This window comes from Actinocatenispora comari (assembly GCF_017312725.1).
Classification (GTDB): Bacteria; Actinomycetota; Actinomycetes; order Mycobacteriales; family Micromonosporaceae; genus Actinocatenispora; species Actinocatenispora comari.
Genome location: NZ_BOPO01000033.1, coordinates 36,375 through 54,759 on the forward strand (window position 1 = coordinate 36,375; position 18,385 = coordinate 54,759).

General features: G+C 72.5%; 19 protein-coding genes. 8 read left to right on the plus strand and 11 right to left on the minus strand.

Annotated elements, in window-relative coordinates:
• Window positions 1-115: 115 nt before the first annotated feature.
• The 6 genes from NUM_RS10950 to NUM_RS10975 all read left to right on the plus strand — a co-directional run bounded on the left by NUM_RS10950 (window position 116) and on the right by NUM_RS10975 (window position 5,709).
• Window positions 116-907 carry a histidine phosphatase family protein gene (locus tag NUM_RS10950; RefSeq protein ID WP_207124685.1) on the plus strand — a complete coding sequence of 264 codons (792 nt, stop codon included), beginning with the start codon at window positions 116-118 and terminating at the stop codon, window positions 905-907.
• The gene (locus NUM_RS10955; RefSeq protein ID WP_207124686.1) at window positions 904-1,677 is read left to right on the plus strand and encodes an endonuclease/exonuclease/phosphatase family protein; all 774 of its coding nucleotides are present in this window, start codon (window positions 904-906) and stop codon (window positions 1,675-1,677) included. The genes NUM_RS10950 and NUM_RS10955 overlap by 4 nt, the downstream gene beginning before the upstream one ends.
• A 9-nt stretch (window positions 1,678-1,686) precedes the next feature.
• A complete protein-coding gene (locus tag NUM_RS10960; protein ID WP_207124687.1) occupies window positions 1,687-3,198 on the plus strand; it encodes an ABC transporter substrate-binding protein in 1,512 nt (503 codons plus the stop codon).
• Window positions 3,199-3,327: 129 nt separating this feature from the next.
• Window positions 3,328-4,290, plus strand: a complete 963-nt coding sequence (locus NUM_RS10965; protein WP_207124688.1) for a DUF6772 family protein — start codon at window positions 3,328-3,330, stop codon at window positions 4,288-4,290.
• A 7-nt stretch (window positions 4,291-4,297) separates the two neighbouring features.
• Window positions 4,298-4,642 (plus strand): hypothetical protein, encoded by a 345-nt coding sequence (locus NUM_RS10970; protein WP_207124689.1) that lies wholly within the window; start codon window positions 4,298-4,300, stop codon window positions 4,640-4,642.
• A 5-nt stretch (window positions 4,643-4,647) separates the two neighbouring features.
• Window positions 4,648-5,709, plus strand: coding sequence for a LacI family DNA-binding transcriptional regulator (locus tag NUM_RS10975; protein ID WP_207124690.1), 1,062 nt, complete (start codon window positions 4,648-4,650; stop codon window positions 5,707-5,709).
• 99 nt (window positions 5,710-5,808) lie between these two features.
• Here the strand turns inward: NUM_RS10975 and NUM_RS10980 are convergent, their stop codons facing one another.
• The 9 genes from NUM_RS10980 to NUM_RS11020 form a co-directional block, all read right to left on the minus strand.
• On the minus strand, window positions 5,809-6,192 hold the full coding sequence (locus tag NUM_RS10980; protein WP_207124691.1) for a RidA family protein: 384 nt from the start codon (window positions 6,190-6,192) through the stop codon (window positions 5,809-5,811).
• A 70-nt stretch (window positions 6,193-6,262) separates the two neighbouring features.
• On the minus strand, window positions 6,263-7,270 hold the full coding sequence (locus NUM_RS10985; RefSeq protein WP_225918493.1) for a sugar kinase: 1,008 nt from the start codon (window positions 7,268-7,270) through the stop codon (window positions 6,263-6,265).
• 109 nt (window positions 7,271-7,379) lie between these two features.
• Complete coding sequence (locus NUM_RS10990) at window positions 7,380-8,033, minus strand: bifunctional 4-hydroxy-2-oxoglutarate aldolase/2-dehydro-3-deoxy-phosphogluconate aldolase (protein ID WP_207124692.1); 654 nt, start codon at window positions 8,031-8,033, stop codon at window positions 7,380-7,382.
• A gap of 61 nt (window positions 8,034-8,094) precedes the next feature.
• A complete protein-coding gene (locus tag NUM_RS10995; protein ID WP_207124693.1) occupies window positions 8,095-9,345 on the minus strand; it encodes an alanine racemase in 1,251 nt (416 codons plus the stop codon).
• Window positions 9,346-9,376: 31 nt separating this feature from the next.
• A complete protein-coding gene (locus NUM_RS11000; protein WP_207124694.1) occupies window positions 9,377-10,153 on the minus strand; it encodes an IclR family transcriptional regulator in 777 nt (258 codons plus the stop codon).
• The gene (locus tag NUM_RS11005) at window positions 10,150-11,709 is read right to left on the minus strand and encodes an N-acyl-D-amino-acid deacylase family protein (RefSeq protein ID WP_207124695.1); all 1,560 of its coding nucleotides are present in this window, start codon (window positions 11,707-11,709) and stop codon (window positions 10,150-10,152) included. The genes NUM_RS11000 and NUM_RS11005 overlap by 4 nt, the downstream gene beginning before the upstream one ends.
• Before the next feature lie 110 nt (window positions 11,710-11,819).
• Window positions 11,820-13,040 carry an RNA-guided endonuclease InsQ/TnpB family protein gene (locus NUM_RS11010; RefSeq protein WP_207124696.1) on the minus strand — a complete coding sequence of 407 codons (1,221 nt, stop codon included), beginning with the start codon at window positions 13,038-13,040 and terminating at the stop codon, window positions 11,820-11,822.
• Between the two features lie 370 nt (window positions 13,041-13,410).
• The gene (locus NUM_RS11015; protein ID WP_207124697.1) at window positions 13,411-13,788 is read right to left on the minus strand and encodes a GNAT family N-acetyltransferase; all 378 of its coding nucleotides are present in this window, start codon (window positions 13,786-13,788) and stop codon (window positions 13,411-13,413) included.
• A gap of 1 nt (window position 13,789) precedes the next feature.
• Window positions 13,790-14,395 (minus strand): dihydrofolate reductase family protein, encoded by a 606-nt coding sequence (locus NUM_RS11020; RefSeq protein WP_207124722.1) that lies wholly within the window; start codon window positions 14,393-14,395, stop codon window positions 13,790-13,792.
• Window positions 14,396-14,491: 96 nt separating this feature from the next.
• On the opposite strand from NUM_RS11020, the gene NUM_RS11025 reads away from it, so the two are divergent.
• Window positions 14,492-15,070 carry a TetR/AcrR family transcriptional regulator gene (locus NUM_RS11025; RefSeq protein WP_207124698.1) on the plus strand — a complete coding sequence of 193 codons (579 nt, stop codon included), beginning with the start codon at window positions 14,492-14,494 and terminating at the stop codon, window positions 15,068-15,070.
• On the opposite strand, the gene NUM_RS11030 is transcribed toward NUM_RS11025, so the two are convergent.
• The gene (locus NUM_RS11030; RefSeq protein WP_207124699.1) at window positions 15,054-16,517 is read right to left on the minus strand and encodes an MFS transporter; all 1,464 of its coding nucleotides are present in this window, start codon (window positions 16,515-16,517) and stop codon (window positions 15,054-15,056) included. The two genes, NUM_RS11025 and NUM_RS11030, sit on opposite strands and share 17 nt — an antisense overlap.
• Before the next feature lie 58 nt (window positions 16,518-16,575).
• Between NUM_RS11030 and NUM_RS11035 the strand changes: the two genes are divergently transcribed.
• Window positions 16,576-17,412, plus strand: a complete 837-nt coding sequence (locus NUM_RS11035) for a helix-turn-helix transcriptional regulator (protein WP_207124700.1) — start codon at window positions 16,576-16,578, stop codon at window positions 17,410-17,412.
• 177 nt (window positions 17,413-17,589) lie between these two features.
• On the opposite strand, the gene NUM_RS11040 is transcribed toward NUM_RS11035, so the two are convergent.
• Complete coding sequence (locus NUM_RS11040) at window positions 17,590-18,381, minus strand: IucA/IucC family C-terminal-domain containing protein (RefSeq protein ID WP_207124701.1); 792 nt, start codon at window positions 18,379-18,381, stop codon at window positions 17,590-17,592.
• Window positions 18,382-18,385 lie beyond the last annotated feature (4 nt).

Consider the following 18,385-nt stretch of genomic DNA (forward strand, 5'->3'; position numbering starts at 1 on the left):
GATCCGCGTCAGCACACGGGAGTGCCCGAGCCGGCCGCCAGGGCCTCGGGCGCAGCGGACGGCACGGCGCCGGCCGCGCGGCCGGCCGTGTCCGGTCACCAGTCGAGGAGCGCGGATGACACGTTGGGCAGTGGACGACCCGGTCGGCGGCGGCGACCGCCGGCTGCGGCTGACCCTGGTACGGCACGGCGAGTCGCAGTGGAACCGGCAGCGCCGGGCCCAGGGACAGCGCGGCCCGGGCCTCACCGAGCTCGGCCGGAGCCAGGCGGCGCGCACCGCGGCGCGGCTCGTCACGCTGCCGAAACCCGACCTGGTACTCGCCAGCGACCTGCCGCGGGTGGTCGAGACCGCGCGGCCGTACCCGGCGGAACCGGTACCGGAGCCGCGGCTGCGGGAACTCGACAGCGGGGCGTGGGCCGGCCTGCTGCTCACCGACGTGGAACGCGAGTGGGCCGGCGACATCGCCCGGATCCGCGCCGGCGAGGACCTCCCGCGCGGCGGCGGCGAACGGTTCGCCGACCTGCGCCGCCGGGTCGCCGCGCTGCTCGCCGACCTGGCCCGGCAGGTGCCGGCCGGTGCGGAGCGGCGGGTACTGGCGTTCACCCACGGCGGGCCGATCCGGGCGCTGGTCGCCGAGGTGCTCGGCCTCGGCGCCGACGGGCACCGGCTGCTCGCCGACCCGGGCAACTGCTCGCTCACCGAGCTCCTGCTGTACGTCGGCGACGGCACGATCACCGCCGGCCGGCTGGTCCGGTACGGCACCGACGACCACCTCGCGCCGGCATCCCCGAACGCCGGCCAGCCCGCGCCGGCGGTCCGGGCAGCCGCGCAGCGAACCGCGGCGGCCGGTCCGAACGCCGTCCAGCCCGCGCCGGCGCAACCGGACCCGGTGGAGGGAGACGCATGAACCACCCGGTGACGTTCACCGCGATGACCTACAACCTGTGGGGCGGCTGGCGGTTCGACGAGCGACGCGGCCCGCTGACCGAACTGCTCACCCGACGCTCGCCCGACCTGCTCGCCACCCAGGAACTGCACCCCGACTCGCGCGCCGCCGTGGACGCCGCGCTGACCGGCCACGACCGGGTACGGGACGGGTTCGAAGGATGGGCGACCCGCAGCAACCTGTGGTGGCAGCGCGACCTGTTCACCGAACTCGACCACGGCGCCACCGACGTCGGCATCTGGTCCGAGCACGCCCGGCTGTTCTGGGTACGCCTGGCCTGCCCCGCCGCCGGTACCGAGCTGGTGTTCGCCACCGCGCACCTGACCTGGCCCGGCCATCCGCGCGAGATCGCCGACGACCGCAGCCCCCGGGTCGACCAGTCCCGCGCCATCGTCGCCGAACTGGCCCGCCTCACCGGCGACGCGGCGGTGCTGTTCTGCGCGGACACCAACGACTACGCGCGTCCACTGTGGACGTTCTACGACGGTGCCTACCGGGAGCCGTTCGGCCAGCTCGGCACGGTGGCGCCGGCGACCCATCCGGTGTACCCGCTGCCGCTGGACAAGCCGCGGCAGTGGCCGGACACGTACCCGGCCGCGAAGACGATCGACTGGCAGTTCTTCCGCGGGCCGTTGCGCGCGGCCGGCGCGGAGGTCGTCGAGTACTTCTCCGGCGGCGTCGCGCCGTCGGACCACAAACCCGTCCAGTGCACGTACCGCTTCACGAGTTGAGGAGAAACCGTGAGACGACGCACGATGACCAGCATGCTGGGGGCGATCGCCCTGACCGGCGTACTCGCCGCGACCGGTTGCGGCGCGACCGAGTCGGCGAAGAACGCCGGCGGCAAGGGCCTGCGGGTCGCGCCGGCCACGTTCCCGGTGTCGCTGAACATCTACCAGTACCCGGCCGAGGCGGCGGTGCAGGGCCCGGTGCAGCACGTGCTGGAGACGCTGGTGACGCGCTCGGGCAACGACTACCGGCCGCTGCTCGCCACCAAGTGGAGCCAGCCGAACGACACCACCTGGACGTTCACCCTGCGGTCCGGGGTGACGTTCTCCGACGGCAAGCCGCTGACCGCCGACGACGTGAAGGCGTCCGCGGACGCGCTGATCAAGGCGGGCAGCTCGCTGGCGCCGCTGTGGGAGCCGGTGAAGTCGGTGGCCGCGACCGACGAGCACACCGTCACGATCACCACCGCCCAGCCGCTCGGCACGATGCTCGCCACGATGAGCCTGCTGCCGATCACCGAGGCCGGCAAGGCGAGCAGCGAGTCGTACTGGAAGAAGCCCGTCGGCACCGGACCGTACACGGTCAGCCAGTGGTCGCCGGACAAGCAACTCGTGCTGTCCCGCAACGGAAAGTACTGGGGCGCCAAGCCGGCGATCCCGACCATCACGTACCTGAACATCCCGGAGGAGTCGGCCCGGATCACCGCGCTGTCCACCGGTGAGGCGGACGTGACGAACGGGATCGGCGCCGACTCGGTCGACCAGGTGAAGAAGATGCCGGACGTCGAGTACGACACGAAGCCCGGCTACAGCTACGAGTTCATCTGGTTCAACTCGTCCCGGAAACCGTTCACCGACAAGCGGGTCCGGCAGGCGCTGTGGTACGCGGTCGACGTCAAGCAGGTGGTCGGCGATCTGTACGGCGAGCAGGCCAAGCTGGCGCAGGCACCGATCCCGCAGCCGGTGTTCGGCGCGCCGCAGCTGTCGCCCTACCCGTACGACCCGGCGAAGGCGAAGAAGCTGCTGGCCGAGGCCGGCTACCCGCACGGGTTCTCGACCACGATCCAGTGGGCCAGCTCCGACGACACCAACCAGAACTCGCTCGGCCAGGCGTTCGTCTCGTACTGGGCGAAGATCGGGGTGAAGGTCAAGCCGCTGCCGAAGGAGCGCTCGGTCTGGCTGGAGGACCTCAACAAGCTCAACTGGGACATGAACCTGCAGGGCAACACGGTCGCCACCGGCGACGCCGACTACACCCTGGGCCGGCTCTACACCTGCCAGGCCAAGCGGATGGGCTACTGCAACCACCAGCTGGACACGCTGCTGGCACAGGCGAAGGCGACGTCGGACCCGGACGAGCGGACCGCGCTGTACAAGCAGGCGGCGCAGATCGTCTGGAACGACGCGGTCGGGATCTTCCCGGCCGACTTCACCGTCGACCTGGCGTACCGGACGAACGTGACCGGGCTGACGATCGACCCCGCCGGCCGCCAGTCGTTCGTCCAGGCCAAGCTGGCCAACTGAAACACGTTGCGCGGCAACGGATCCGGCGTTGCGACCGGTGCAACCACCGTTGCCGCGCAACCGTACCGCCACCTAGCGTCGAGGCACGCACGCCGTCGAGGCACGCACCCGTCGGAGGAAGGACCAACGTTGTCACCACACCTGGGGAGCACCGGCGAACAGGTACGGCGGGGCATGCTCGCCGCCGACCCCGCCCTGTCCCGGTTCGATCCGCTGCCGCGGATCCTCACCTACGACAACTTCGACCACGGCACCAACGGCTGGACCGAGCTGATCGGCAACTACGACGGCAACGGCGATCTGTCCACCGTGGACGATCACATGCGCGACTTCCGCCCGCCGCAGGTGTCCAACTGCACCTTCTTCGACACCGGTACGCACGGCGCGCTCACCGGTGACTACGCGCTCAAGCTCGCCACCCGGCCGTACGTCGGGCACACCGCGGTCGCGATCCGCCGGCTCACCATGGCGCGCAAGGGACTGGTGCAGCTGGAGACGCACTTCACCTACAAGGCGGAGGCGACGCTCGGCACGGACGCGGCGAACAACTCGTTCGGCGGCGTCACCTGGGACGGCAACCTGCACCCGAGCGAGGCACAGTTCGGCGCGTTCACCGTGGCGACCGACATCTGCGGTGACGGCGGGCTGCGCTACCACACCGTGATGCGCTACCGGAACACCACCGTGGACAACAAGCTCGACCAGCGCTGGGTCTACCCGGTGGTGCCGGAGCCGACGCCGCGGGAACACCTGCAGGGCAGGGTGAAGCTCGGCTACGGCGACGACTTCACCGCGCCCGATCCGAACGACTGGCACCCGGCCTCCGAGCCGATGGCGATGTGCTACAACGAGGTCCCGACCAAGGTCAACTGGCACTACCTGCGCTGGCTGATCGACACCGACGCCCGGCGCAACGTCGAGCTGCAGATCAACGACACCACGCTCGACCTGCGCGAGGTGCCGGTCCCGGTGTACACCGACCGGTACGACTCGCTGGAGAACCTGCTGAACTTCTACTTCAGCGTGCGCACCCACTCCGGTGTCCGGAACTTCCTCTATCTCGACTCCGTACTCGTTTCCGTGGATTGGTGAGGCGATCATGCGTCATGCCCAGACCGCCGTGCTGGAACGCGGCGCCGAGTTCACCGGCGAGTTCGCCACCGAACCGTACGAGCTGCCGTGGGCCGCGGAGGCCCGGTTCTTCGTGCAGGTGATCGACCCGGCACCGGGCACCGTCACCCTGACCACCCAGCTGTCCCCGGACGGACTGAACTGGATCGACGCCGAGCACCTGGCCGCGGTCGAGCTGGACACCACCGGTGTCGGTATGGTGACCTGGCGGGTATCCGAGTTCGGCGGCTGGCTCCGGCTGCGCGGTGCGGCCCGCCCCACGGACGCCGGCCGCGGCCCGCGACTGCGGATCCACCTCGTCGCCAAGGAGTAACCGAGATGACCGTGCACCGGCCGACCGGCACGATGCGGCGCCGGGTCCGGCTGTCCGACATCGCCGAGGCGGTCGGCTGCTCGGTCAACACCGTCTCGCGCGCGCTCACCGGCAAGGACAGCGTCAGCCCGGCCACCCGGGCGCAGGTGATGGCCGAGGCCGAACGGCTCGGGTACGTGCCGAACCACCAGGCCCGCTCGCTGGTGCTCGGCTCCACCCGCACCGTCGGCCTGGTCATCACCAACCCGTCCAACACGCTGTACGCGGGGCTGATCTCCAGCGTCGAACTGCGCTGCCGGGCGCTCGGGTACTCGGTGATGCTGCTGGCCACCGAGGAGAGCCCGGAGTCCGAACGGGTCGCCGCCGAGTCGCTGCTGCACGCCGGCGTCGACTCCGCCCTCGCGGTGCCGGTGCAGGCCGAGGCGGACCACTGGGAACGGCTCCGCCGGGCCGGCATCGACCTGGTGTTCGTCAGCCGGGAGTTACCCGGCATGGACGTCGACTTCGTCGGCATCGACAACGAGCACGGCGCGTACCAGTCGACCGCGCACGTGCTGGAGTCCGGCGCCCGGGTGGTCTGGGCGCTGGAGGAGGACCTGCCGATCAGTACCGTCCGGCAACGGCGGGACGGCTACCTGCGCGCGATCGCCGACCACGCCGCCGATCCGGGCAGCGCCCGGGTGCTGTCCGTACCGACCCGGCGGCGCGACTCGCTGACCCTGCCGTGGCAGGCCGAGGAGGCGTACCGGTTGGCCAAGCGGCTGCTCGCCGAGTGCGACCTGCCGGACGCGTTCGTCACCGGCAACGACTACTTCGCCCTCGCGCTGATCCGGGCGCTCACCGAGCACGGGCTACGGGTGCCGGACGACGTGCTGGTCGTCGGCTACGGCGACCACCCGTACGCGGGATACCTCACCCCGACGCTGTCCAGCGTGGCGCTGCCGGCCACCGAGCTCGGCACCACCGCCGTCGACGTGCTGATGCGCCGCACCGCCGAGCCGGACGCGCCGACCACCCGGCACCTGATCGCGCCGCACCTGATCCCGCGCGAGTCCACCCGCCGCTGAGGCCCGCGAGGGCAACCCTTGCGGGGGAACCGACCGGTGGCGTGCCGACGTGCCGGATCGGTGGCCGCGCCGGGGTTTCGACCGGCGCGGCCGCTCTCGTCACTCGTGCGCGACGAAGTCGATCTCGACCAGGATGTTGTTCAGGTCCGAACCCACGGTGGTACGCACCGGGGCCGGATCGGCGGTGAAGAACTCCCGGTACGCCTTGTCGAACTCGACGAAGTCACGGTGCAGCTCCTGCAGGTGCACCGTCGCCTTCACCACGTGCTCGAAGCCGAGGCCGCGCTGCGCCAGCACCGCGCCGAGGTTCTTCATCACCTGCCGGGTCTGGGTGGCGACGTCGTCGCCGACCGCCTTGCCGGTGGCCGGGTCGATCGGCCCCATCCCCGCGGTGTACACGAACCCGTCGATCGCCACGCCCTGCGAGTAGCCGCCCGCCGGCGCCGGCGCCTGGTCCGTGCGCAACCCCTGCCTGTCCGCCATCATCTGCTCCATTCGTTGTCGGGTAACGGTTCCGGGCGGGCCTGGTGGATCCACCAGGCGGGCCGGCCTTCTAGCGTTGCACGTCGTCGTCGGAGTCGGCGCCGAGCAGGTCGAGCTCGGCCCGGCTCGGCAACCCCTCCCAGTCGCCCGGCACGGTCACCGCGAACGCGCCGGCCACGGTCGCCGCGTGCAGGCATCCCTCCGGTGCCGTACCGCCGATCCACTCGGTCAGGTAGGCGGAGGCGAACGCGTCGCCCGCACCGACCGGGTCGACCGCCCGGACCGGCTTGGCCGGCAGGTCGTACCCGGTGCCGTCGAGCAGGCCGACCACGCCGCGGGAGCCGCGCTTGACCAGTACCTGCCGGGGGCCGAGCTTCGCCAGCTCCGCGGCCAGGGCCGCCTCGTCGTCGCCGGAGACCACCAGCCGCGCCTCCGGGCCGGTGGCGAACACGATGTCGGCCCGGGCGACCAGCTCGCGCAGCTCGGCACCGGCCGTGGCGGCATCCCACAGCGCGGCCCGGTAGTTGAGGTCCAGCGACACCGCGACCCCCGCGCCGCGAGCCGCCTCCACCGCGGCGTGCACCGCGTCCCGCGCGGTCCCGGACAGCGCCGGCGTGATCCCGGTGACGTGCAGCACCCGCGCCGCGCGCACCAGCGATTCGTCCACATCGGACGGTGAGAGCCGGGACGCGGCGCTGCCGGACCGGTAGTACTGCACCCGGGTCGCGGTGTCGGTGCGGCGCTCCTTGACCATCAGGCCGGTCGGCGCGGTGCCGTCGACCGCCGCGTACACCGCGACGCCCTCGGCCCGGATCGTCGCGGTGACCAGCCGGCCGAACTCGTCGTCGCCGACCCGGCTCAGCCAGGCCGCCCGGCGGCCCAGCCGGGACACGCCGATCGCCAGGTTCGACTCCGCGCCGGCAACCGAGAGGTCGAGGCTGTGCATGTGTCGCAGCAGGCCGACCCGCGGCGCCGCCAGCAGCGCCATCGTCTCGCCCAGGGTCACCAGTTCGGCCGCGCCGCCGCCCGGGCCGCCGATCGGCCCGGGCAGATCCGTCCGGTACTCCGGGGTGCTCACCGGTGCCTCCCGCTCGCCGGAGCCGATGCCGGACGGCGCGGTCCGGAGCGCCCGTGGCCGAGCGCCCCCGGCCGCCGTGCCAGCTCGGCCAGGGGTACCGTCGCCGCGGTCATCCGCGGGCCTCGCGGATCACGTCGAGCACCGCGCGGGCCCGGGCGCCCAGCTCGGTCAGCGATCCGCCGTCCAGCGCGTCGCCCATCAACGGGCCGCCCATGCCGACCCCGATCGCGCCAGCGGCAAGGTATTCCGGTACCAGGTCGAGGGTGACGCCGCCGGTCGGCATCAGCGGCACGTCGTCGATCGGGCCGCGCAACTCCTTGAGGTAACGCGGGCCGGCGACGGAGGCCGGGAACACCTTGACCGCGGTCGCGCCGAGCCGCCACGCGGTGAGTACCTCGGTGGCGGTGAACGCGCCCGGGTAGTAGCCGAGGCCACGGGCCACCGCCTCGGACGCCAGGGCGGGATCGGTGTGCGGGGAGACGATGAAGGTGGCGCCGGCCTGCTCGGCGGCGTCGATGTGCCCGACCGTCAGCACGGTGCCGATGCCGAGCTCCACCTCGTCGCCGTACCGGGCCCGGGCGGCGGCCACCGCGGCGAACCCGTCCGGCGTGTTCGTGGTGATCTCCAGGCAACGGATGCCGTTGTCCACCAACGTATCGATCACCGCGGGCAGGTGTTCGCCGGTGCGCTTGCCGCGCAGGATCGGAACCACGCCGGTCTCGATCAGCGCGGCGCTCGGCGCGCGACGGGCAGGGGTGTTCATGTCGTTTCCCTCCAAGAGGTGCCAACAGAATGGCACCATCGGCGCGTTTCTGCCGGCGCCGTTAGAAATAGGTGTGGATCAGATCGACCACTCGGTGGTCGGCGTCGAGCATCGGCACCACCCGCCACTTGTCGAACGCGGTACACGGGTGCGAGATGCCGAACGCGATCAGGTCACCGGGCCGCGGCGCCGGGCCGCCCGAGGTGTCCAGGTAGGCGTGCTGGTCGTTGAACCGCAGCACGGTGAACTCGGCGGCCGACTCGACACCGCCGTCCGCCCGCCGCAGCGTCTTCGGCACCGGCAACCCCTCGTCGTACGGGGCGTCCCGCTTGCCCATCGCGACCAGCGCCAGGCCCGGCTCCGGGGTGGAGGTCACCTGCGCCCACACCGTCAGCGCCGGGATCAGCGAGCCCTCGGCGCCGATCCTGTTGAACGGCGTCATCTCCCGGTAGAAGCCGTCGTCGTGGGTGATGTAGGAGCCGGATCGCAGCAGCACCAACGTCTCCCGCTTCGCGAGCCGGTCACCGGCCAGCACGTCGGTCACCGCGTCGAAGTACGCCGAGCCGCCGGCCGACACCACCACCGGACCGGGGCGCACCAGGTCGAAGGCGACCAGCGCCTCGGCGGCCTCGCGCAGCGTGCCGAGGAAGCCGCGCGCCTCCGCCACGGTGGGCAGGCCCCCCTCGTACCCGGAGACGCCGGCCACCGCGAGCCGCGGCACCGCGGCGGCCGCCCGCGCCAGCTCGACGACCTCGGCGACGGTGCGCACCCCGGTACGGCCGTGCGCGTGGCCGAGCTCGATCACCACCTCCAGCGGCCGGTCGCCGGTCACCTCGGCCAGCGCGGCGGAGATCGCGCCGAGCCCGTCGGCCGAGTCGAGGTAGAACAGGAGCTCGAAGTCCGGGTCGCGCTCGCGTTCGGCGATGACCCACCGCAGCGCCAACGGATCGAGCAGCTCGTTGGCCAGGAAGATCCGCGGTACGCCGAAGCCACGCGCGGTGAGCACCTGGCTCGCCGCGGCGAGCGTGATGCCCCAGGCGCCGGCGTCCAGCTGCTGCTCGAACAGCCGGGGCGCCATCGTGGTCTTGCCGTGCGGCGCGAACGCCAGCCCGTGCCGCGCGGTGTAGTCGGCCATGGTGGTGACGTTGTGCGCCACCGCATCCCGGTCGAGCACCAGCAGCGGCCAGCTGAACGGTCCGGTGAAGATGTCGTACCCGGCGGCGACGAACTCCGCCGCCGGCAGCCGGGCACCCGGCAGCCACAGCCCCTTGGTGCGCCAGTCGACCTGTTCCTCGGGAATCCTCAGTGCCACGACGCCTCCTGTCGACGGGAACCTGGGGCCATCACCGGTGCCCCAGTGCGGCCGAGATCTGGTGGGCGGCGGCGACGACCTCCGGCGCGAGCCGGCGCACCTGCGCCGTCGTCATCCGCGACGCCAGCCCGGACACCGACACGGCGCCGACCACCCGGTCCTCGTGGTCGAACAGCGGCGCGGCGACGCACCGTACGTCCGGCTCGTTCTCCTGGTCGTCGATCGCGTAACCGCACTGCCGGATCCGGGCCAGCTCGCGGCGCAACGCGTCCGGCTCGGTGATGGTGTACGCGGTGGCCGCGTCCAGGCCCGCGTCGAGCACCGCGGCCAGCTGCGCGTCGCCGGCGAACGCCAGCATCGCCTTGCCGACCCCGGTGCGGTACAGCGGGACGCGGCGGCCGACGCGGGAGGCCATCCGGACGTTGGCCTCGCTCTCCACCTTGTCGATGTAGACCGCCTCCAGCCCGTCCGGGACCACCAGGTGACAGGTCTGCCCGGACGAACGCTGCAACGCGCGCAGCTGGGTCGCCGCCACGGTCCTGATGTCCAGCGTGGACAGGTAGGCCTGCCCGAGCTGCAGCGCGCCGACGCCGAGCCGGAACCGTCCGCTCGCGGCGTCCCGGGCCAGCAGCTCGGCGTCGATCAGCGGCTCGGCCAACCGCAGCACCGTGCTCTTGTTGAGCGACAGCGCATCCGCGATCTCGGTCAGCGTCGCGCCGGCGCCGCCGACCTCGCGCTCCACGTAGGACAGGATGGTCAGCGCCCGGCGCAGCGAGGACGACTGGTTGCGGGCCGCGGTCTCGATCATCGTGGCGATCGCAGCGGGACGCCGGCGAGGGCGCCGGTCAGCTCGCCGCCGGCGAGCACCGGCCGGCCGTTCACCAGCACGTCGTCCACCCCGACCGCGGGCCGTCGCGGATCGTCGTAGGTGGCCGCGTCGCGCACCCGGTCCGGATCGATCACCGCCACATCGGCGTGGTAGCCGACCCGCAGCTGGCCGCGGCCGGCGAAACCGAACCGGCGGGCCGGGTTCGCGGCCAGGTGCACCACCGCGTCCGGCCAGGACAGGTCGGCGAGCTCGCGCACATGCCGGGCCAGTACCCGGGCGAACGCGCCCCACCCGCGCGGGTGCGGGTGCGAGCCGACGTAGATCCCGTCCGACGAGCCCAGCTGGGCCGGATGCTTCAGCAGCGCGCGCACCGACTCCTCGCTGTTGGTCGGCGGCTGGCCGAACACGCAGCCGGCCCGCAACTCGGTGGCGCGCAACAGTTCCACGCAGGTCGCGGCCGGGCTGAGGCCGGCCCGTTCGGCCACCGCGACGAGCGGCTGCCCCTCGGCCCACCGCCACTCGTCGGACGGCACGTACGACAGGGTGATGCGCGGCCACACCTCGGCCCGGTGCGCGAACCAGTCGGTGTCCAGCCGGCGCTGCACGCCGGGGTCGGCGAGCTGCTCGACCGCGCGTTCCACGTCGGCGGTGGGCAGCCACTCGGGCAGCGTCACCATCGCCAGGATGGTGCTGCCCCGCAGGTACGGGTAGCTGTCGAAGGTGAGGTCGATGCCCTCGCTGCGCACGTCGTCGACCAGCCCGATCAGCTTCTCCGCCGGCCCGTGGTAGTGCGAGACGTGCACCGCGACACCGCTGTCCCGGGCGATCTCGCGCACCTCGGCGATGCCGGTCGGCGCGTCGGCCTCGTACCCGCGCATGTGCGTCACGTACGGCAGGCCGCGGGCGGCGACCGGACGGCACAGGTCGGCCAGCTCGGCGGCGTTCGCGTACCGGCCCGGGCTGTATTCCAGGCCGGTGGACAGGCCGACGGCGCCCTCGTCCAGGGCCCGCTCCACCAGCCGGCGCATCCGGGCCAGCTCGGCGGCGTCGGCCGGCCGCTGCGCCGAGCCGAGCACCTCGTACCGGATCGTGCCGTGTGGCGCGAGGTAGGCGGTGTTCAGCGCGGTGGTGTCGGTGTAGCCGGCGAGCAGCGCGGCGACGCCGACCGGGCCGTCCCCGAGCCCGTCCGGCGGCCCGTTGACCGCGTCGAAGTAGCGCGCCACGTACCGCAGGGTGGCCGGCGAGGCGGGCGCGAAGGACAGCCCGTCCTGGCCGAGCACAAACGTGGTGATGCCCTGGCGCAGCGCCGCGAGCTGCACGGCCGGGTCGCGCACCAGCGCGTCCCCGTGCACGTGCGCGTCGATGAACCCGGGCGTCACGTACCGTCCGGCGGCGTCGATGCTGTGCTCGGCCTCGGCGAGGTCGAGCTGGCCGAGTGCGGCGATCCGGCCGCCGGTGACGGCGACGTCCGCCCGGTACGCCGCCGCGCCGGTGCCGTCGAGCACCCAACCGCCGCGCACAATCACGTCGAACACGCCGCACCCCACCTCCCTGTCCGTCTCTCAGTCTCCTGCGCGCTAGGCATTGACTGCTCCCCTTCCCGACAAGGAGCTCCACGCTCCTCGGGGACTGCGGGATTCATGGCTCACGCTGCCTTTGGTCCCGGCGGGGCCGAAGGTCTTCTGCGATCAACACCATCCGGGTTCAGACCAGCCCGGACCAGCATCACGCGGGCGGAGTTCTTGTCCCTGGGTCGGGACTGCCCGCACACGGTGCAGGTGTAGATGCGTTGCGACAGCGGTAGCCGGTGCTTGGTTCTCGCCCCGCACTGCCCGCAGTCGGTGGTCGTGTTCGCCGGGTGCACCAGGTGAACATCCCGGCCATGTTTATGGCACATCTCGACCAAGGTCGTCTTTGTCGCGCTGATCGCCGCGTCGGCGGCCTTGCTCGCCATGGTCGACTTGGCCAAGAACCGGGGCCGGAAGTCTTCCACCGCGACCGCATCATGGTCACGAGCCACGCGCTTGGCCCACTTGCGGGCGGTGTCCTGCCGCTTCCGGGCCACCTTCTTGTAGGCCTTGGCAGCCTGCCGCTTGGCCTTCCGGTAGCCATGCGAAGCGACCCGTCCACTCACGGGCCTACGGCGGGCCATCATGCGCTGGTAACGGGCGAGCCGCTGAGCAGCGGCCCTGCCGTACTCGGGGTGCGGCAGGTCGTGGTCGTCGCTGGTGGTGGTCGCCAGCTCTTTCACGCCCCAGTCGATGCCAAGTACACGGCCCGTGGACGGCAGCGGCTCGGCCCGGGTGATCACCACGAAACTGGCGTACCAGTGGCCGAGGCTGTCCCGATACACTCGCACCGATGATGGGTCGGCAGGCAGATTCCGAGACCACGCCACCGTCAACGCGATCCCGCCAGCCAGCAGCAGCTTCCCTTCGCGCAGCCGGAAACCCCGCAGCGTGTAGTTGAGACTCGGTAGCGCCTCGGACTTCTTCTTGAACCTCGGCAACCCCGCACGCTGCCGCATCGGAAGGCGACCCTTGATGTCCTTGAGCGCTTTCGCCCGGGACTTCGCGAAGTCACGGATGATCTGCTGCTGTGGCACCGACGCGCCCTCACGCAACCAGTCGCGTTCGGCACGCCAGCCCGTCAGCATCTTGTCCAGCTGCGCCGGGCCACACGTACGAGCGGTGTCCCCGTTGCGGTTGGCGTCGTAGGCGGCGCGAGACTGCTCGACGCACCGGTTCCACACCCATCGACAGCGGTCCCACTCCGCGAGCAGACCCGCACGGGCAGTCGACGAAACGCGAAGCCGATAGGTGTAGCGGACACGTCCGGCTTCCACACTCGGCATCACTTTCGACACCCACGCTGATGGCAGCGAAATCGACCCCCCTCGTTCCCACCTTCGAGAAAGGAACATCCGCAGCACGGAAGATCGGTGGCCGCGGTCCGACGACATCTTCAACACAGAGTTTTGCATATCGGCATCGATTGGCGGGCGGCGGGCCAGCGAGGCCGGTCAGGACCGGGATGCTCTCGCGCCGGCGGCCAGGACCACTGCGAGCGCGGCGTCGCGAGGATGCTCACCGTCCGGCCTGACTTCGCCACGTGGCGAAGTCAGGCCGGACGGCCCAGTTCGTAGTGGTGCAGGCGGTCGTCGGTGGTGTGGCGGCGCATCCCGGACTTCGCCAGCACCCGCTGCGAACCGACGTTGTCGTGCGTCGTGTCGGCGATCACCCGGCCGACCGGCCGGTGCCGAACACGCGGTCGAGCAGCGCGCACAGCGCCTCGGTGGCGATGCCGCGGCCCTCGACCTCGGGCGCGACGCCGTAGCCGAGCTCGACCGTACGGTCGGCGCCGGGTGGGCCGAAGCAGCCGAGCGCGCCGACGACCAGGCCGGTCTCCCGCTCGACGATCTGCAGCGGGCCGAACCACGGATCGGCCGACGGGTCGTGCCGCATCGCCATCCGGGCCACGTCCCGGTCGTCCTGGCGCGGGTACCCGGGCGACCAGTGCTGGCCGGCCCGGTCGCCGGCGAGGATCCGCTCCGCCTGCTCCCGGCCCAGCGGTCGCAACTCCAGCCGCGCGGTGCGCACCACCGCGGCGGCCATCTCAGCCACCTCCCGCGTCGCCGGTACCGGTGGGGCGTTCGTAGGTGGTGACGACGACGCCGGAGTCGAGCACGTCGGTGTGCACCGGGCGGTACGTGTCGACGGCGAACGGCCCGGCGAACAGCGGGATGCCGGACCCGATGGCGATCGGCGCCCGCTTGATGATCAGGCGGTCGATCTCGGGCCGCAGCGCCGCAGCCAGCTGCGCGCCGCCGATCAGCCAGATGCCCTTGCCGGGTTGCCGTTTCAGCTCCCGCACGTACGCCACCGGGTCGGTGCCGACGAGTTCCACGTCGGCACTCTCGGTCAGGGTGCGGGAGAACACCACGTGCCGCAGGTGCGGGTACGCGTCGGCCAGGCCGGCGTCGAGCCCCAGCTGGTAGCTGCGTCGGCCCTCCAGCACGGTGTCGAAGTGGTCGCCGTCGGCGGTGACCGACAGGGCCTGGCGGGCGGGCCCGGGCAGCGTCTCCGGGTAGTTCGCCGCCAGGTAGGCGACGTCGGACTCGGTGACCGGCCAGAAGCCGCCGGGACCGGTCGGGTCGGCGCCGTCCGGGCCGGCGATGAACCCGTCGAGCGTCACGGCGATGTAGTACGTGAGGGTGCGGATAGGTACTCCTTGCTAGTACGGTGCGAAGTACTGCACTTGCAGTGGTCAGAAGTTAGCACTGCACTTGCAGTGGTGTCAACGACCTCGGGAGACCGCATGAGACAGAACCCGGCCCGACGTACCGCGCTGCTCGACGCGGCGATCGAGGTACTCGCCCGGGACGGCGCCCGCGGCCTGACGCTGCGGGCCATCGACGCCGAGGCCGAAGTGCCCACCGGTACCGCCTCGAACTACTTCCGCAACCGCGACGACCTGCTCCGCCAGGTGATGCGCCGGACCCGGGAACGGCTCGCCCCGGACCCCGCCGTCGTCGCCGAGGCGATGCGCGGGCCGCGGTCCGAGGAGCTGGTCACCGAGCTGATGCGGCAGCTGGTGGCGCGGATGCGGGCCGACCGGTCGAGCAACCTCGCCATGCTCGAACTGCGGCTGGCGGCCACTCGCCGGCCGCAACTCGGCGAGGAGCTGGGCGGTTTCCTCGACACCGAGCACACCGAGCTGATCGACTTCCATCTCGACGCCGGCCTGCCGGGGGACCGGGTCGGCGTGGCGCTGCTCTACTTCGCGATGTCCGGACTGCTGGTGGACGACCTGACGGTGCCCGGGATCCCGGCCCGCTACCCCATCGACGAGCTGATCGCCACGCTCGTCCACCGCGTCCTCACCGACCCTCGCTGACCGCCCCGCGCCCGCGGGTGGTGCGGCGCTGCAGCAGGACGGCGATCAGCGCGGCGGCGGTGACGGCGATCAGCGCGTTCACCAGGATGCCGCGGTGGATCCCGCCGAGCATCGCGTCGGCCCGGCCCGCGCCGGCCGCGCGCAGCCCGGCGCTGTGCGCCGCGTACAGCGCGGACAGGATCGGGATGCCCGCGGTCAGGCCGACCTGCTGTGCGGTGGTGAGCAGCCCGGTGGCGAGCCCCTGCTCGGTGTCGGACAGCCCGGACGTCGCGGTGATCCCGTACGAGACGACCGCCGCCATGTGCCCGCCGAACGTGATGGTGCAGAACACCAGTACCAGCCAGACGCCGCCGTGCGCGCCGGTCGCCAGCTGTACCGCGGTGGCGACGCCCTGCACGGTGAGGCCGGCGATCAGCACGGTGCGGCTGCCGTACCGGTCGACCAGGCGGGACGCGACCAGCCCCACCGACGCCGCGCCCAGCCCGGTCACCCCGAACACCAGCCCGGACTCGAACGGCGACAGCTGCCGGATCTGCTGCAGGTACAGGGTGAGCAGGAAGGTCAGCGAGCTGGCCATCGCGAACGTGACGAGCCCGCCCAGGTTGCCCACCGCGACCGTGCGCCGGCGCAGTACCGCGAGCGACACGAGCGGTTCGGCGGCCCGCGACTCGACCAGGACGAACGCGCCGAACAGCAGGATCGCGGCGGCCAGCGTGACCAGTACGTCGGGACGGGTCCAGGAGGTCTCGGCGGCGGTGGACACCGCGTAGATCAGCGCGAGCAGCCCGCCGGTGACGGTCACCGCGCCGGGCAGGTCGAGCCGGGGCCGGTCGGTGCGCCGGCTCTCGGTGAGCAGCAACGGCGCGGCGACCAGTACCGGCAGCGCCATCACCACGTTCAGCGCCATCGTGGAGCGCCAGCCGAGCGCCGAGGTCAGCGTGCCGCCCAGCAGCATGCCGAGGGTGAACCCGAGCGAGAGCACCATGCCGGAGACGCCGAGCGCCCGGTTGCGCGCCGGTCCCTCGGGGAACGTCGTGGTCAGCAGCGCCATCGCGGTCGGGATGGTGACGGCGGCGCCGAGTCCCTGCACCGCGCGGGCGGCGAGGAACGTCGCCGGGTCGACGGCGAGCGTCGCGGCCAGCGAGGCCACCGCGAACACCGACAGCCCGACGAGGAACATCCGGCGCCGTCCGACCAGGTCGCCGAGCCGCCCGGCGAGCAGCAGGAACCCGCCGGACGGCAGCGCGAACGCGGTCACTCCCCACTGCAGGTTCGCCTCGGCGAGACCGAGGTCACGGCCGAGGCTGGGCAGCGCGACGTTGAGGATGGAGAAGTCGATCGCGATCGCGAACTGGGCCGCGCACAGCAGGATCAGTACCAACCGGGCGCGGGTGGACAGTCGCGGCGCCGCCGCCGCGGCTGGCTGGGTGGTCAGTGTCGTTGCCATGGCCAGAATCATTCGACGGATTTCGAACCTGTCGCCAGAGCCTGCTTATGCTGGTGCCATGACCACCACCGTCCGGCGTACCGAGCTGAGCGAGTTCCTGCGCGCGCACCGGGCCGCGGTGTCGCCCGCGGACGCCGGGCTTCCCGCCGGCCCGCGCCGCCGCACCCCGGGGCTGCGGCGCGAGGAGGTCGCGGTGCTGGCCGGCGTCGGCGTCTCCTGGTACCAGTGGCTGGAGCAGGGGCGCGACATCACCGTCTCCGGTCAGGTGCTCGACGCGGTCGCCCGGGTGCTCTCGCTCACCGACCCGGAACGCCGCCACCTGTACGTGCTGGCCGGTCTCAACCCGCCGCTGCCGACCGAGCCGGCCGAGCACACCCTCGGCGCGGACATCACCCGGCTGCTCGACGGCTGGCTGCCGAACCCGGCACACGTCGTCGACCGGTACTGGAACTTCGTCGCGGCCAACGCGAGCGCCCGGTCGCTGTTCGGCTGGGAGCGCACGATCGCCGGCAACTGCCTGGTCGACTTCTTCACCGACGAGCTGTACCGGGCGCGCTACCCGCACTGGGCCCGGGTCGCGCCGACGGTCGTGGCGCACTACCGGCACGAGATGACGCTGCACGGCCCGGACGACGGGTACACCGCGGTGCTGGCCGACCTCGCCGCACGCAGCACCGAGTTCGCCGAGCTGTGGCCCCGGCAGGAGGTCCAGCCGCCGAACCCGACGGTCAAGACGCTGCTGCATCCGCGGGTCGGCGAGCTGGTGGTCGAGGGCCGGATGCTGCACCTGCCGGACCGCCCCGACGTCGCCCTGGTCCTGCACACTCCGCGCAACGCCGAGAGCGCGGCCCGCATCGCCGAGCTGACCGCCGACTCGCTGCCGCTGCACGCCTGACCGCGGCTCGCAGACTCGCTGCTCCGGGCCGACCGACCGCGGCTCGCCGACTCGCTGCTCCCGGCCGACCCGACGCGGCTCGCCGACTCGCTGCGCCGGCCGGCCGGACCGTCGCCGCGCCATCGGCCGGCCCGGAGATCGACACGGACGGTGGGCTCCGGCGGTGGACGGCTCGGGTCAGGTGGTCGGGCGGGTGATGCAGCAGTCCGGGCAGAGGCGGTTGCCCAGGCCCGGCACCACGAACGCCAGGCAGCAGGTGTTGCGCCGCACCCGGAGCGAGTCGCCGGTGTCGCACAGCTCGGCGAGGTTGGTCAGCCGCAGCGCGGACAGCAACGCCTGCGCGTCCGCGGCGGCCCCGTCGAGTACCGGTTCCGCGGCCGCCAGCGCGTAGCCGACCGAGGCGGCGAGCTGGCCCCACAGGGTGTGCGCGCCGATCCGTACGTGCCGGCGGGTCGCCTCGATCAGCGGCGCCACGTGGCGGTCCCGCAGCGTGTCGGCGAGTACCGCGAGCAGCTCGTCGGCGCTGTCCACCACGACGGTGCCGGGGCGGCCGGCGGCCGGGTCGTCGGCGAGCACCGCGACGGTGGGCCGCAGCATGCCGAGCCGGAAGTACGGGGTGTCGTCGAGGAACTCGACCGCCACGTTGTCGGCGGACAGCAGCGGCACCCGGCGCGCGGTCGCCCAGCCGAGCACCGCCGGCATGGCCAGCCAGTACGTGTACTGCTTGTACGCGAGGGCGGCGGCGGCGTGCGGCTTGGCGTCCCACTGGGTGATCGGCACGGACAGCAGCCGGGGCAGCGCGGTGCCGTCGACGAGCGCGCTGGCGGGCACCCAGTCGGCGCCGGCCCGCAGGTCGTCGGCGATGCCGAACTCGGCCCGCCCGTCCCGGACCGTGTCGAGGGCGTCGAGTACCGGGGCGAGCGGCGCGAGGTGGGCGCCGGTCAGCGCGAGCGTCACCGCGTCAGCCACCGAT